Below are 15,087 nucleotides of genomic sequence, written 5' to 3' on the forward strand. Positions count from 1 at the left end.
AAGCCGGTGGCCATCGTCGCTCACCATTCCCAGGTAAACACGGTCCACGCCAGATGATTGCGGGCGGTCACCCCAGGGGCGAAGGTCTCGACGAACGGCGTGAGGTTCGTGATTTGGCCGGGGTTCTTGAGGGACTGAAACGTGTAACCCAAGGTGATGGTGAGATTCCGGGAGTACCACCAGGTCAAGTCCACCGCAGATTCGCGTTTCCGTTCATGCACCGGGAGGCCGCGCGCCCGTTCTTGCCAATTCACGTTCACGCCCAGTTGGAGCCGCTCGGTGAACCAGCGGGTGGATCGGATGAAAAAATCAACCCCGTCTGTTCCCATATGATGACCCAACGGAAAGCCGCGATGGCGCATCCCGCTCACGTAGGTGCCGTTGTTGTACCACACCCCAGCCAATTCCGGATGGCGCCGGCGGCCAAGGTCGGTGTCGGCATATTCGATGCGCAGGTCCAGTGTATCGCCGGCGAAGACCTGGGGGATATAGAGCCCGGTTAAGATCGCCACCCGGCTGGGGAGGGGAACCTGTGACCATTTGTCTTCCGATCCGAGTTCCCCGTAGAGCTGGAGGCCGGCTGGGAACGGGAGTACATACGGGACCCGGGGAAGCCTCGCCCGGACGTCCAGCATCGCCTGTTCATTGACATCGAGATCACCGCCCTGATTCGGCGGCTTCAGGTAAGCATCGAGGACGGTCCGGGGGAATGGTTGGTCACGGCCCCGCCCATCGAATTGCGTCAGGCGAGTGACGCCCACCTCCAACCAATGAGCGGGCAAATAGCTCACGCGCAGGCCAAAGAGTTTGGCACGCGAAAAATCCCGGTTGCGGTCGAGTTGTGCAAGGAACGACTGCACCTTCCACTGACCAAGCCCCGTCAAGGGGCCCGGGAGGGTGAACGGCTCGTCACTTCCCAGTTTGATCATGTCGAGGGGAAAGGCATGATCGGTGAGCAGCAGCGAGCCGTGATAGCCGGGCCCCCACCAGAGGGTGCCGCGCCCGGCTTCTATCGCCACGTTGAAGGCACTGAGTTTGAGGGAGAATTCCCGGAGATAAAAGTTGTGGCTGTTATTGGTCGCGCCGATCCCGAGCAGATGGCGATTGCTGATGAACTTGGGCTGCACGGTCAGGGCAGCCCAATCCGCCACTTCCATCCAGCCCCGCACATCAGTCTGATTCTGCACGCCGTTGACGTAGTACTCACCGCCCCGATTTTCGCGAAATCGCACCGTCTGGGCCCCGCCGATGGACGACGCATCCCCCTCGACCTGGAGTCGCCCGCCAAACCGCACCACCCCACGCGATCCGGCAGACTCCGCCGCCTCGCGCGGTCGCGGGACCACAGCGCCAAGCCGCTCGAGTTCCGGGCGAAATTCCTCGATCAAGCGGGCGAGCAAGGGTTCGGCCACGTTCTCCCGTCCGTCGGCCTCGACGCGATCGGCGCGAATCCGTTCGAGGGCCCGAGCCACGGCCCGGGCGGCCTCTTTCCGGCTATAGGGCTTCGCCGTCACCATGGCCCGGTCGATCACGTGCAAATCGACCAGGCGTTCGATGGCCTCGTACGCCCAGTGGTGCAGCGGCACATTCACCGAGGCGTGGGCATAGGAGGGCAATAGTCCGGCAAGACTCGTGCAGAAGGACGCAAGCGGAAGCAGCAAGCGGAACTTCACGGCCCAGGCTATCGAGAGAAAGGGTTGTCCGATTGACTAGAGGGAGGACAGAGTCCACGCTCTTGCACTCGGAGCGGCACGCGAAGCTTCCTGAGCACCAAGGCACGGTACACCCCTCCGTAGACCGCCACAAATCCCAGAGCCGCGAGTTGAAGCTGTGGGGTCTGAGACCACCAGACACTGGCAGCCAGGATGGTCAAAAGCGGGAACCCCGCGACCGTCAGCGCCGCCGCGGCGTTGTGGAGCTCATGGTTGCGGCCGTTGCGCCGAAACAGCCGTTTGTACATCAGATGGTGCAAATGCAGTCCGTCCGCAGTCATGGCGGGTTTGTGGCGCAGCACGCGTCGGCGCCAGATCGAAAAGAGCGTTTCCCAGACGGGATAGAGGAGCGCAACGCAAGCAAACCATGGTGACACCGGGGGATTGCGCTGGACGACCGCCACGGCAAGTTCGGCCGTCAAAAATCCCAGCAGATACGCGCCACCGTCGCCGAGAAACACCCGCGCCGTCGGATAATTCAGGAGTAAAAATCCCAACGTGCCGCCGGCCACGACCAGGCTCATGGTCCCGACTTGGACATCGCCGACTGTCCAGGCCACGGCGCTTATGGCCGAAGCAATGAACAGAATCGTGATGCCGGCGAGCCCATTCAGTCCATCGATCATGTTGATCGAATGGGTAACCCCGCTGACCACGACCACCGTGAACAGGAGCGACACCCCCGGCATCGAGAACAGCCATGCGGTGCCGGGCAGATCGAGATCCTGCACGCGGAACTCGGGAAAGAGAGCATACGCCGCAACGGCGGTGACGGCGGTCCACCCCAGGCGAGTGCGGGCCAAGACCCGGTGCCCAAGGTCCTCGGCCAATCCCGCACCGAACGCGGGCAGACTCAAGGCCACCACACTCCACGCCCATATGCGGTGGGCGACAGGGAACAGGGCGCAGGCCACAACCAAGGCAATCACCAGCCCAATCCCGCCCACACGAGGCACGGGGCGAACATGGACCTTGCGCCGGGCTTGTCCAGGATCGTCCATCCCTCGGAGCTGGAACCGGCGGCCGCAGAAGCTGATGACGGCGCAGATCAGGCAGGAGGTACCCACAGCGGACAGGGCTGAGAGCCACACCGAAATCTCGTTCATTGCGAGTCGTCTCCATCAGTCCGTACATAAAAAAACAAACCTAACCCGGGGCCGTCCCGGCGCGCTGACGGTTTCTTGCAGGCATCACAGCCGGCCCGCTTCCGGATGCCGAGTAGTTGCTTGCTCTCCCATGACGTCCACGGCCGCTCCTGTGCCACAAGACGGGGACGGCTCCGGGGCGCAAAGTCCGAACTCAGCGTGAACGGGAGCAGGCGGGGCGAGTTCGACCTGGCTGGTCATCCCAGTGACGACGTGCTCAAGGACCTTGAGCATCTCCTGGGCCCGCCTCGTTCTGGAGTGCTGAGCGGCGACGGCCACGCACCGCCGTTGCATGGCCTGCAGTTCGCCGGGGGAAGAGCGCAAATGGCGAATCGCCGAGACCAGGGCAGGAACATGCTCCGGTTCGAGACACAGACCAACCCCAGTCTCGGCCACCAGCCTGGCGGCTTCACCCTCCACCCCGAGCAGCACGGGAACGCCCATCGCGAGGCTTTCGAACAGTTTCGACGGCAGCACGGTCCGAAAGACCGGAGTCTTTCGCAAAGGAATGAGGGCGAGATCGAGCACGCTCCAGTAGCGCACCACGTCGTCTTTGGACACCAGGCCCGCAAACCGGACGTTCGTGAGGCCCCACCGCTGAGCCAGCCGCTCCAGGGCCACCCGTTCCGCACCGTCGCCCACAAGGAGGAACCGCACGGGTTCTCGCTCTAACTCTCGCGCCGCCTCCAAGACGGTCTGCAGGCCGTGCGCCATCCCGATCGTGCCGATATAGCCCACGACCAGGTAGCCATCGAAACCCAGGCGATGCAGAAGCTCCCGATCCTTCGGCCGCGGGAAAAACCTGGTGCCATCCGCTCCGTTGCGCACCACGACGATCCGTGCCCGGTTCACGCCCAGCGCCAGGAGCTCGGTGCGAAAACTCTCCGTCACACAAACGACGAGGGCCGCTTGGCGATACAGGAATCGAACGACGGCATCGACGGCTTTCAGCAGGGTCGACCGCCGCACGGCTCCGACCGCCTGGATCGACGCGGGCCACAGATCGCGCAGCTCAAACACAAAGGGGCGCTGTTTCACGCGGCTCACGAGCCAGGCGGCGCAGACCGTAAAAATCTGCGGCGACGTGCCGACCACCACGTCGGGTCGTCGGATACAGAGCCCACCCAGCACGGCCATGAGGCCGAAGCTCAGATAGTCGAGGGTGCGGCGAATCCGCCCGCGGTTGGCGGCAACGAAGGTCCAGACCCGGATGACCCGAACACCCTCCATCCATTCCTGCTGCCAGAGGCGATTGCGATAGCCGGGGAACACGCGACCGGTGGGAAAGTTCGGAACGCCGGTCACCACAGTGACCTGATGGCCAGCTCGCACCCATTCTCGAGCATGCTCGAAGGTACGGCTCGCCGGGGCGTTGACCTCAGGCGGAAAATTGTCGGTCAGAAACAGGATGTGCACGCGACGATCAACTCCAGAGAAATCGCACGCGACTCCGGCCTTGAATCAGTCGCACGACCAAACAGTGGTTGGACTCCGTGACGCCGAACCGTGGATGATAACTCGACGGCTCGATCCGGGGATCTCCGTCTTCGACAATCCACTTCACCCGCCCCCCGGCCCCGGCCTGAGCCACGGCGACTCCCTCGCGCGCCGTGCCCGTCAGGGTCCACGAGGGATGCCAGTGAAACCGAGCGTCGGCTACGCCGAACTGCCCCTCCACCGTGTCGCAGACATCGAGGCTCCCAGGCTGAAACCGCCAGTGTCGCCGATGCCGCGGCCGCCCTGGCAACCATCCATACCCGGTATGCGCACAGGCAACGGAGACCTGCGTCCCCCGTTCCTCGATGGTGAGGCCGATCGGATAGGCGCGACGGGCCACACGAAAGCCTTTCCACACTTCCGACGAGTTCTCGCCGTCGATCACGACCGTATTGTGCGCGGCTGTCCCCCGTTGCCGCACCCGCTCCGCGCTTTCGCCATAACACGACGTGCCGGAATTGACGAGCACGCGCTGCCGGCCCACCGAGAGTTCGAAGGAGAGCGTATCGGCATGCGCATGGCCCAACAGGTAATCGGGTCCCAGCGGCGCGACGTCGAGCAACACGGTCGCCTGATTATGGGCGAGGCGCACATAGCCCGACACGGGGAGCGACTGCACCAACTGTCGAGGGGGGTCGGCAGGAGCGAAACCGAGGCGTGTCGCATAAGCAGCCAACTCGCGGTAGGAAGGCGCCATGCCGATGGCGGCATCGTTGAAGAACGCGATGTCGCCATCAGGATGGGTCATCGTCGCCAACCAGGCCATCATCCGGCGGACCGTCTCCTCCAGTCGAAGGCTGCCCCATCCACGGGAGCCGGCGCGGCTGGCTTGTAACACATTCTGAATATCGAGTAAATCTTCCATGACCAGTGCCTGATACATCGGACTTCTCTCAATGTGCCCTCCGTCGGCCAAAATCTGCTCAGCGACTTCCTCGCCTAACAGCCGGAGGCCAATGGTCCTCCATCGATCGGCCTCGGGGCCCTCAAGAAACGAGCCGGCGAAGATCAGGGCCTTGGCATCCGCCAGAAGATGATTGCCCAGCAAGTGGTACTCGAGCCGGCGGCGGAGCCAGCGCGCCTGCACGGCCAGACTGGCAAGACACGCCGGGGGCAACCGATGCCCGGCCAGGGCCCACTTGATCCAATTGACAATCCGCCGCGCCGTGGGATAGGACTCCCAACCCACACCTTTCCCAGGAGGATTCTCCTCAACCCAGCGAAGCAGAAGCCGTTCATGCCAGCTTGCCCGCTGGTCTGCGTCAACCGCACGGAGATCATCAAAATAGTGTTGGTGATAGCGCCAGAGGCGCGACAACGGCGGACCGTCCCAGCCCACGCGGTCCAGATCGTCGGTTTCATTGAGCAGGCGAAAGGTCGTCGGACCGATGAGACAGGGTGCCTGCGCGATGGGCGGAACCCACGTGGTCATCCGACGAAGGCCGGGAACTGGACCGGGTGCCGGTCGTGGCCGAGGCACGTGCATCCACAGGCGAGCCAGAATTTGCCGAAGCCTCAGATGGCGAACGGTATGCCAGTAGAGAGCGAGCGTGCGAAGTGACAGATCCATGTCACGAGCGATTGCCCTCGGTCAGCGCTCAAGCGGTCTGGATCAAGACCGCGGCAATCCGTTCACCGGCCCGACCATCCCACAGCGGCGGAATCTTTCCCGTCGGGCGGTGCCCGTTCAGCAGCTCTCCCACGGCAGCCACCAACCGCGCGGGATCAGCGCCAATCACCCGATTCGTGCCCATCGTCACCGTCACCGGCCGTTCGGTATTGTCGCGCAGCGTCAAACACGGGACCTGAAAGAACGTGGTTTCCTCTTGGACGCCTCCGGAATCGGTCACGACCATGGTGGCATGACGCTCCAGACGAACGAACTCGATATAGGGTAAGGGATCGCAGAAGATCAGACGCGCCCCGTCAGCTCGGTCGAGCCCCGCCCAAGCAAGCCGGGCCTTGGTGCGAGGATGCACAGGAAAGATCACGGGAATCCATTCGCTCACTTCGTGCAAAGCCGCCATGAGGCCGCGGAGCCGCTCGTCGTGATCGACATTCGACGGCCGGTGCAAGGTGACCAACAGGTAGCGAGGAGGGAGGCCGTCGGGCCGACTGGCCGTCTGTCGATCGATGCGAACCAACGAATCGATCATCACATTGCCGACTAAGTGAATGCGCGCGGGAGCGATACCCTCCTTCACCAAATTGGCATCGGCGTCTGCCGAGGGGGTGAAAAGCAGCTCGGCGAGTTGATCGGTGACCACGCGGTTGATCTCCTCGGGCATGGTCCGGTCGCCTGAACGGAGACCTGCCTCGACATGGGCCACCGGCACCAGCAGTTTGGCGCAGACCAGCGCGGCAGCCATCGTGGAATTGACATCGCCGTACACCACCACCCAGTCGGGCTTGTGTTCCTGCACCACCGGTTCCAGTCGGCTCAGAATGGCTGCGGTCTGCTGCGCGTGTGTGCCCGATCCGACTTCAAGATTGAGATCGGGAACGGGCAGCCCCAGATCGCGGAAAAAGACCGCCGACATGCCCGCATCGTAATGCTGGCCGGTATGGACCACGGTTTGCTCGACATGAGCAGAGCGACGAAGCGCCGAATACACCGGAGCGAGCTTCATAAAATTGGGCCGGGCGCCCACCACGTGAAGAAGCTTCATCGGCGCTCGACAGAGGCCGCGACGTGTGCCGCGAGGTCGATGGTGACGCGACTGACTTCGAGCAGTTCGTCAAGGGGAATGGGGGCAGGCCCGCCCTGGCGGATCGCCTCAAGAAACGCGGCCACACACGCTGCCTGTCCCTTGTCCTGTCGCCATGTGGAGAAGCGGCGGAAGTTGGGCCACCCATAGCCCCGCAGCCGGCGGAAATTGTCGAGGACTAAAACCCGACCGCCACAAAACACTTCCAGCCGCTCTTTCGGAAAGGACCGATGGCCATTGGTGAAATAATGGATCGTGCCCAGCGAGCCGTCCGCAAAGGACAGCGTCAGCGTGGCCTGGTCCTGATCCGTCGGACCAGCCGACCCAGCCAATGGCGCGGCCTGGGCGGTCCGAATGGAGGCACCGATCACGTAGCGCAGCAGGTCGACAAAGTGACATGCCTCCCCCACCACGCGGCCACCGCCGAGGACGGGGTCCAGCGTCCAGTGTGTCGCCGGCACCATCCCCGCATTGACCGTAATCACCACACTTTTTGGCGCCGAAACTGCAGCCAGCAGGGCGCGCATGCGGCGCACATGAGGCGCAAATCGCCGGTTGAACCCTACCATCAACAGCGGGGAGGAGGTAGAAGAGACACGACCTGAGGCATACACCGTTTCGATAGTCTGGAGTTCCTCGCGGGTCACACACAGCGGCTTCTCAACAAACACATGTTTGCCGGCCCGGAGCGCTTGGCAGACCAAAGCCGCATGACTGTCATGCCGGGTCGCGATGACCACCGTATTGATGGCCGGGTCGTTGATGAGCGCCTCGACATCCGTCGTCGCGCGGCGACACTGATGTCGGCGACCGGCGTGTACCGCGTGCAGGCCAGTGCGACTGGCCACCACCTCCACCCGAGCACCGGCGGCGCGAAACGCGGGCATCAATACCCCGGCTCCGTAGGTGCCCGCCCCGATGAATCCCACGACTGGTTCCTGCAGGACGACCGCGCGACCGTCGCCCGTGGGGGACTGGCTCGAGCCGGCCGTAGGAGTCTTAACGGATGAAGGCGATAGCTGAAGATAAACGGTGCGTCGGTCGCACTCCGGACCACAGGAAGAATCCTCAGGATAGGTGAAGAGGATGCCCAAAGGAGCCGGCGCCTGCGTCAACTGCTCGTAGGCGGCTGGCGCATCATGCATCGCAAACCGGTGGGAAATGAGCGGGGCAACCGTCAGACGCCGAGCAGCCAATTGGTCCAACACCGCCTCGATGTTCCGCTGGGCCGTCCACCGCACAAATCCGACCGGGTAGTCCTGGCCCCGATCTTCGTACTGGGGATCATAGCGCCCAGGACCATAGGAACAGGACACGGCAAAGCTCAATTCTTTGTCATAGAAGTCGGTACGCGAAAGTTGCATGCCGGTGACACCGACGAGCACGATGCGTCCTCGCTTGCGGCATAGGCGGGCAGCCTGATGGAGCGGCTCGCTCGAGCGGGTGGCCGCTGCCACAATCGCGGCGTCGATCCCGTGGCCTCGCGAGAGTCGCTGCGCCGCGAGGAGGGGATCCGCCCCAGCAGCAAGATCCACCGGTTCGAAGCCAAACTGACGTGCGAGGTCTAATTTCCGAGGATCCAGGTCGAGGCCTAACACGCGGCAGCCATGGGCCTGGAGCAGTTGCCCCGCGAGCAAGCCGATGACGCCAAGCCCAATCACCGCCACCACCTCGCCTAAGGTCGGCTGCGCCAACCGGAGGCTCTCGAGCGCAATAGCCCCCAGCACGGCAAAGGCGGCCTCTTCATCGGAAACAGTGTCAGGCACCTTGGCACAGAGGGTGTGGGGCACGCACACCAGCTCGGCGTGCGGACCGTTCGACACGACACGGTCTCCCGGCACAAGCCACGTGACGCCCTCGCCCACGGCCTCGACCACGCCGACGTTGCTGTACCCCAGGGCCACAGGCTGATCGAGTTTGCGCTGCACCGCTTCGATCGTGGCCAGGAGTCCGTCGGTCCGGATCTTGTCGAGGACCTGGCGGACCTTCTCCGGCTGTTGGCGAATCTTCTCAATCCAGCCGGCTCGGCCAAACTCGACGAGCATCCGTTCGGTGCCGGGGGAAATGAGCGAGCGCCTGGTGCGGATCAAGACCTTGCCGGGCGACACCGCTGGGCAGGGCACCTCGGCTACCTCGATGGCGCCGGTCTTGAGGGACTGGAGTACCTGCTTCACCCCGCTACTTCCTCGCCTCGATCACAAGAAAGAGACCCAGACGGCGGCAACAGCGCGTGAAGAACCAGCGTGGCCAGAGCCTGCGGGCGACCGAGAGGAGTGCACCCCGGTGCCGCTGTCCGACGTTCGAGGCCAAGAGGTCCCCGTGCGTGAGGATGATGCGCATCTGCACGTCGCGGAACGCAGAGAAGAGCTGGCGCACCTCCGCCACAGAGTAGGCTTTTGTCCCCGGACTTTCGAGGTAGTGTGCATAGACATACTGCAATGACCGCCACGGTCGCAGTGCCAGCACCGCGTAGCGCAGCCAGAGCATGAAGCCGACGAGGCTCCACTTATGGTACAGCATGATGCGGGCGCAGCCGCCGGGTTTCAGCACCCGCCACACCTCGGCGATCGCCCTTGGCGTGTCGGGAGTATGGTGCAGGACTCCCCACGAGTAAACGAGGTCGAACCACGCATCGGGAAAGCACAGGGCCTCAGCGTCGCCCACCGCGAGCTTGGACGTCAGGCCGAAGAGAGCCAGCCGCTGCCGAGTGTGCGCGATCGCCCGCGGGGTGAGGTCGATGCCTATAGAGTCGGCGCCGGCCTCCGCGAAGCGTTGATGATCCGCTCCGAGTCCCACGCCGATCTCCAGAATCCGTAGCCCGCGCGTCTCCTCGAACCGCGCGAACTCCCGGATATACGGCTCCAGCTCGTAGCGAGCGCGTGCCTGCGCCTCGTAATCCGCCCGATCCAGGCCGGCGAGGTAGAGTGCCTCCCCGCAGGAAGCCCGATTTCAGAACTCAGAGACGTGCCGCTTGCGGTCGCTCGTTGCGGAGTCCATGCGAAGAGCCATCAAGAAACGCGCGACACCAGAGCTCGACACACAGGAGGGCGAGCAGCGTGTACGCCGCATCGAGGCGCCCGCCCTCGTGCGCCTGGAGCAGCGCCTGCACCGCACGAGCATCGAAGAGCCCACGCCGCTTGAGGCTCTCTGGCGACAAGACGTCATAAAGGAGCGGACGCAGCTCGCGCTGGAGCCAGCGCCGCAGGGGCGCCCCGAAGCCCGTCTTGGGCCGGGAGAGGACCTCGGCCGGCAGGTCGCTGGCCATGGCGTGCTTGAGCACCCATTTGCCCGTGCGGCCGCGCTGTTTGAAGCGCAAAGGAATCTGCGCCGCAAGGTCCACCAGCTCGAGGTCTAGGAACGGCACCCGCACCTCGACTCCCGCGGCCATGGACATCTTGTCGGTGTAGAGGAGGTTGTGGTCGCCCAGGAAGAACCGTTGCTCCAGGGCAAGCATCCGTTCGAGCGGCTTGACCCCTTCGGACAGCGGCTCGAGAAAATCGAGCAGGGGCGCCCACGCCTCGGCGCCGTCGAGCGCCGCCCGCACGTCCGGCGTGTACAAACGTCTCAACTCGGCCTCCCGCAGCCAGAGAAAGTAACGCGCGATCCGCGCGTCGCCGTCGAGGCTCGCCCCGTTCAACAGCCGAGCCAGCCGCCGGAAGGCGGCCCGGCGCTGGTCCAGGTGGGCGCTCACTCGTTCGAGCCCCTGCCGCACGGCCCGCGGCAGGCCCCGCCACCAGCGTTCCGTATGAAGGGCCCAGTGCCGGCGGTATCCAGTGAAGAGATCGTCTCCCCCAGCCCCGGAGAGCAGGACTTTCATCCCGTGCTCGCGCGCCAGGCGGCTGATGTAGAGGACGTTGAGTGGTGCCGGATCCGCGAGCGGCTCGTCGAGCTGCGCCACCATCCGTTCCAGGTCGCCAGCCATCCGGCCCGCATCGACCGTTACGACCTCGAGTGCGACCCCCAGGTGACGGGCCACCGCTCGGGCATAGGGGAGGTCGTCAGCCGTGCCCTCTTCCTGGCCACCCACAAGCTCGATGGTGAAACCGCGCAGCCCAGGGTCCACCTCCCGTGCGAACGTCACCACCGTGCTCGAGTCGAGCCCGCCCGAGAGAAAGGCCCCCACCGGCACATCCGCGACCATCTGGCGCTGCACGGCCTGGCGGACGGCCTCGCGCACGCGGGCGACGGCGTCATCGGCGGTCATCTCCCGCTCGCTCAGCCCGCGAAAGACCGGCAGCCGGTACCACATCCAGCGGTGGTGGATCCGGCCGTCGCGGACGATCATCGCCTCGCCCGGGCCCAGCTTCCGCACAGCCTTTAAGGGTGTCCCTTCCCCCGGGCACCAGAGGAAGGCGAGGTACCGGTGCAACGCCTCGATGTCCAGCTCGCCCGGATCCGGCAGGAGGGGCAGGAGCGCCTTGATCTCGCTGGCGAAGGCCACGCCCATCGGCCAGGCAGCGTAGTACAGGGGTTTCACACCCAGCGCATCGCGAGCGACGAACAGCGACCGATCGCGCGCATCCCACAGAGCGAAGGCGAAGATACCGTTGAGGCGCGGCAGCATCTCCACGCCACAGGCGAGGTAGAGATGGAGCAGCACCTCGGTGTCCGACTGACTGCGGAAGGCGAACCCTCGGGCGAGCAGCTCCTGGCGGAGCTCCCGGTAGTTGTAAATCTCCCCGTTGAAGACAACCGCCACCTGCCCCGTGGCATCCCACATCGGCTGGCGCGCCGCCGGCGAAAGATCAATGATCGCGAGCCGCCGGTGGCCGAGCCCCACGCACGCCCGCTCGTCCCACCAGAGGCCCTCGTCGTCCGGCCCCCGATGGGCCAGCAGGCGCACGGCCTCGCTGAGCTTGCCCGGCTCAACCATCCCGGACCATCCGACAATGCCGCACATCCGCCTTTCTTTCGACAATATTACCAGGTGATCAAAATGGCCTATAAAAAACCAGTGGGAGGCCTCCGCAGCGCGACGAGCAACAGCACCCGGAAATCGCGCAATGCCACAAATCGATTCACCAAACGCTCATACACAGCGCCGACAGCGTACGGTAGGAAACTGAAGCGTAGGTATTCCGGGCGTCCTTCGATGAGTTCAAGCTGTTCCACCTTGAGACCGGCGGTATCCGCAAGACGCCTGATCGTAGAGGGCCGATTCGCTCGATACATAGTTGGATAAGTTTCCTCCTCGCTTCGACCACGCCTGGCGTTGAACCACCGATGAAACTTGTGCGGCGTGAGCCGGGCAGCGATGGTTACGTAATGCCAACTGTTCGGCGTCTTCGCAAGAAAATACCCTCCCGGCCGAAGAACGCGCTTCACTTCGCGAAAAACGTCTACTGGCTCCGGCAAATGTTCCAGAACGTTGTTCGCGATCACGAGATCGAACGTTGCCGCAGGATAAGGAATTTTCTCGCCACGACCAATACGAGCTTCATCCAGGTAAGGGTTCGTCAGAACCCTCGGATCCGGATCGACACCGGCAACCTACCGAACCTGACCGCGAAAGTTCATCTGCGCCAATCTCCCGGAACCTGCACCTAGATCAAGAATTTCCTGGACCTTAAGATGTCGAATGACCTCGATCACCCGCTCACGAAAAAGCCAATCGTCCCAGTGGTCGACAAACCTCGGATAAAGTGCTCGATCCACTACTTCGATTAAAGACATGTACAAGCGATGTTCCCAAATTACTCTATTTCCACTTGGTTCTCCTGAGTCAGCATGGCGGCCCCAAAAGTCGCCTTCCTAACACCCAGGTGGGTCAAAATTTAATCGACCAAGTGGTTCAGCTTTACTCCGTTGATGCTTCACAGCTAACCGCCGATCTATCGCTCGGAGACGCCTGCCTCCCTTACACTGCGCCTCGCGTTCCGAGCGACCCGCGATCGTGCCCCGTTCGCGACGCTCGCCAGGAACGCGAACGTCTCGTCGGCGCAACGCCGCCACGAGTACTGCAGTGCGCGCTCGAAAGCCATGTGTGCCTTCTCGCCCCTCAGCTCGGGCGATTCGATGAGCTCTCTGAGCGCCCGCGCGATATCTTCAGGATCCTCCGGGTCGAAGTACACTCCTGCCTCGCCCAGGACCTCGGGCATGGGACCTCGGTTCGAACAGGCGATCGGCAGCCCGGCGGCCATGCTTTCGAGCAGGATATTCGGCAGGTTCTCGCAGCTGGAGGCGAAAACGAACAGATCCGCCTCCTGATAAACGGACGGGAGCTGGTCGTACCGGACAAAACCGCGATAGTGGATACACTCCCCCGTCGGGTCGATTTGCCGGACGGTCGCTTCTAGGTGCCGAAGCGCCGGACGATAGGCCGGTCCAACCAGCTCGAGCGTGACCGGCAGGCCTTCCCGCCGAAGCCGGGCTACCGCTGCGGCGACGTGCCACTGATGCTTGTACACATCAATGATGGAAACGTAGAGGATCCGAAACGAAGGGCATTGGCTCCCGCGTATCACCAGGTGCGGCGGGCGCGGCTTGCAGAAAAAACGCTCGCTCACGCCATGGGGAATGACCACTGACGCCCCAGTCATCGTCCCGACGATCAGCCGCACCCGCTCCTCGGCATAGCGCGTCAGGAAAATCACTCCATCTGCCTGTCGGAACGAAGTTGCCTGAGCCCACCGCAGCAACAACAGCCGGAAGAACAGCCATGACATGCCGTAACGCCGCATCTCGCGCCACTCGAACGGCAACAGGTTTCGGCACATCGTCACGACAGGTCTGAACCCGGTCGGCGCGAGCCCCCCGGGGCAGAACAGCATCGTACAGCCAGCCTGGCGAGCCAGCCGCGGAAGCTGCCATCGTTGCCAGAGAACACGATACCGCAGGCTCCGATCCAGCCACGGCTCGTGCTGCTTACTGAGCCAGGGAGCTTCGGGAAGCTCGTCGAGCGTGGTTCGCTCACCCCACACCAATACCCTGTCGACACCCTGTTTCAGCGGGATTGCCGCAGCGAGCAGTTCTTTCAGATGGCTCAATCCGCCTCCGTCACGGATGTTCGACGCATCGATGCCGACGATCATGCGGGTCTACGACCTCGCCCGACGAGGTGGCCGGCTCGAGCGATCTCGATATCTTCGAAGCGTGCCTTTTCGAACCAGGCACGCAACACCGCCGCGGTCTGGGGACGATCATACCGCGGCGACAGCCAGTCGAAGGTGTCCAGCAGCGCCCATTCGTCGAGTTGCTCCGGGCCCAACGGATAGACCCCTTCGTAATTCGCTACCGGAATGAGGCGCCGCAGCGCTTTCCCGATCAAAGGGACGCGGCCCACCTGCGAACTGACCCGCCGCAGCGACGGCACGACCGCGACGAGCAAACGAAACAGGCGATCTCGGTCCAAGCGCGTCGTCAGCGGCCGTAGCCAGTACTTCGGATGGACCCACGTTTTCCACGACCTCTCATACACGTCCACACACAGCCGTCCCCCGGGGGCGACCATCTCCGCAATCGCCGCAAATGCCGTCTGGGGGTCCGGTGTATGCTGCAACACGCCCAGGCAATAGACGAACGGGAAGGCCCCGCGACGAAACGGCAGAGAGAAGCAGTCAGCTTGGATCACCGAGACCGAGCCAGCCGCTCGAAGGTTGGCATAACACGCATCGACCGCTATGCTGGCATCGATCGCCACGACCTTGGCCCCCGTCTAAAGGACGACCTCGGCAAACCGTCCGGCCCCACAGCCCACGTCGAGCACCCACTGACCCCGAAGTTCGCCGGGACTCCATGCCGTCGCTCGCCAGAACCGTTCAGCCGAGATGGGGTGCCCAGAGACACTGTCGAGCTGGGTGCTCGCAAACGTGCGCCACTGAAAGCCAAAGGTTTCAGCATAGCTCCCCGGGGGAACGAATCGAGGAATGCCCGCGACAATCGGATACCGCTGTCCCGTGTCCTCGGCGATCAAGAAGCCGGATACAATTTCCTCACCCTGTGTCTCCCGCGCCTCCACCTTCAGCCGGCTGCCGCTTGCGGGACACCGAAGCAAGTCAACGATCTCGCGCCGCACGGATCTCAGTC

At 63.7% G+C, this 15,087-nt stretch carries 12 protein-coding genes; all 12 read right to left on the bottom strand.

The window, feature by feature from the left end; translation table 11 throughout:
* Window positions 1-20 precede the first annotated feature (20 nt).
* The 12 genes from ACWHTU_RS14530 to ACWHTU_RS14585 all read right to left on the bottom strand — a co-directional run bounded on the left by ACWHTU_RS14530 (window position 21) and on the right by ACWHTU_RS14585 (window position 15,076).
* A complete protein-coding gene (locus ACWHTU_RS14530; RefSeq protein WP_447860103.1) occupies window positions 21-1,673 on the bottom strand; it encodes a capsule assembly Wzi family protein in 1,653 nt (550 codons plus the stop codon).
* 8 nt (window positions 1,674-1,681) lie between these two features.
* A complete protein-coding gene (locus ACWHTU_RS14535; protein ID WP_447860104.1) occupies window positions 1,682-2,818 on the bottom strand; it encodes a glycosyltransferase family 4 protein in 1,137 nt (378 codons plus the stop codon).
* Between the two features lie 84 nt (window positions 2,819-2,902).
* Window positions 2,903-4,273 (bottom strand): glycosyltransferase family 4 protein, encoded by a 1,371-nt coding sequence (locus ACWHTU_RS14540; RefSeq protein ID WP_447860105.1) that lies wholly within the window; start codon window positions 4,271-4,273, stop codon window positions 2,903-2,905.
* Window positions 4,274-4,280: 7 nt separating this feature from the next.
* Window positions 4,281-5,786 (bottom strand): heparinase II/III family protein, encoded by a 1,506-nt coding sequence (locus ACWHTU_RS14545; protein WP_447860106.1) that lies wholly within the window; start codon window positions 5,784-5,786, stop codon window positions 4,281-4,283.
* Between the two features lie 166 nt (window positions 5,787-5,952).
* Entirely contained in the window at window positions 5,953-7,023 is a 1,071-nt protein-coding gene (gene wecB / locus ACWHTU_RS14550) for a non-hydrolyzing UDP-N-acetylglucosamine 2-epimerase (RefSeq protein WP_447860107.1), read from the bottom strand.
* Window positions 7,020-9,236 carry a bi-domain-containing oxidoreductase gene (locus ACWHTU_RS14555; protein WP_447860108.1) on the bottom strand — a complete coding sequence of 739 codons (2,217 nt, stop codon included), beginning with the start codon at window positions 9,234-9,236 and terminating at the stop codon, window positions 7,020-7,022. The genes wecB and ACWHTU_RS14555 overlap by 4 nt, the downstream gene beginning before the upstream one ends.
* A 4-nt stretch (window positions 9,237-9,240) precedes the next feature.
* On the bottom strand, window positions 9,241-9,972 hold the full coding sequence (locus tag ACWHTU_RS14560; RefSeq protein WP_447863371.1) for a class I SAM-dependent methyltransferase: 732 nt from the start codon (window positions 9,970-9,972) through the stop codon (window positions 9,241-9,243).
* Window positions 9,973-10,018: 46 nt separating this feature from the next.
* Entirely contained in the window at window positions 10,019-11,962 is a 1,944-nt protein-coding gene (asnB, locus tag ACWHTU_RS14565; protein WP_447863372.1) for an asparagine synthase (glutamine-hydrolyzing), read from the bottom strand.
* Window positions 11,963-12,003: 41 nt separating this feature from the next.
* Window positions 12,004-12,522 carry a class I SAM-dependent methyltransferase gene (locus ACWHTU_RS14570; protein ID WP_447863373.1) on the bottom strand — a complete coding sequence of 173 codons (519 nt, stop codon included), beginning with the start codon at window positions 12,520-12,522 and terminating at the stop codon, window positions 12,004-12,006.
* 371 nt (window positions 12,523-12,893) lie between these two features.
* On the bottom strand, window positions 12,894-14,093 hold the full coding sequence (locus ACWHTU_RS14575; RefSeq protein ID WP_447860109.1) for a glycosyltransferase family 4 protein: 1,200 nt from the start codon (window positions 14,091-14,093) through the stop codon (window positions 12,894-12,896).
* A complete protein-coding gene (locus ACWHTU_RS14580) occupies window positions 14,090-14,701 on the bottom strand; it encodes a class I SAM-dependent methyltransferase (RefSeq protein ID WP_447860110.1) in 612 nt (203 codons plus the stop codon). Before ACWHTU_RS14580 ends, ACWHTU_RS14575 begins: the two co-directional genes overlap by 4 nt.
* A gap of 15 nt (window positions 14,702-14,716) precedes the next feature.
* On the bottom strand, window positions 14,717-15,076 hold the full coding sequence (locus ACWHTU_RS14585; RefSeq protein WP_447860111.1) for a hypothetical protein: 360 nt from the start codon (window positions 15,074-15,076) through the stop codon (window positions 14,717-14,719).
* Between the last annotated feature and the right edge of the window lie 11 nt (window positions 15,077-15,087).

The sequence above is a fragment of the Nitrospira calida genome (assembly GCF_976986435.1).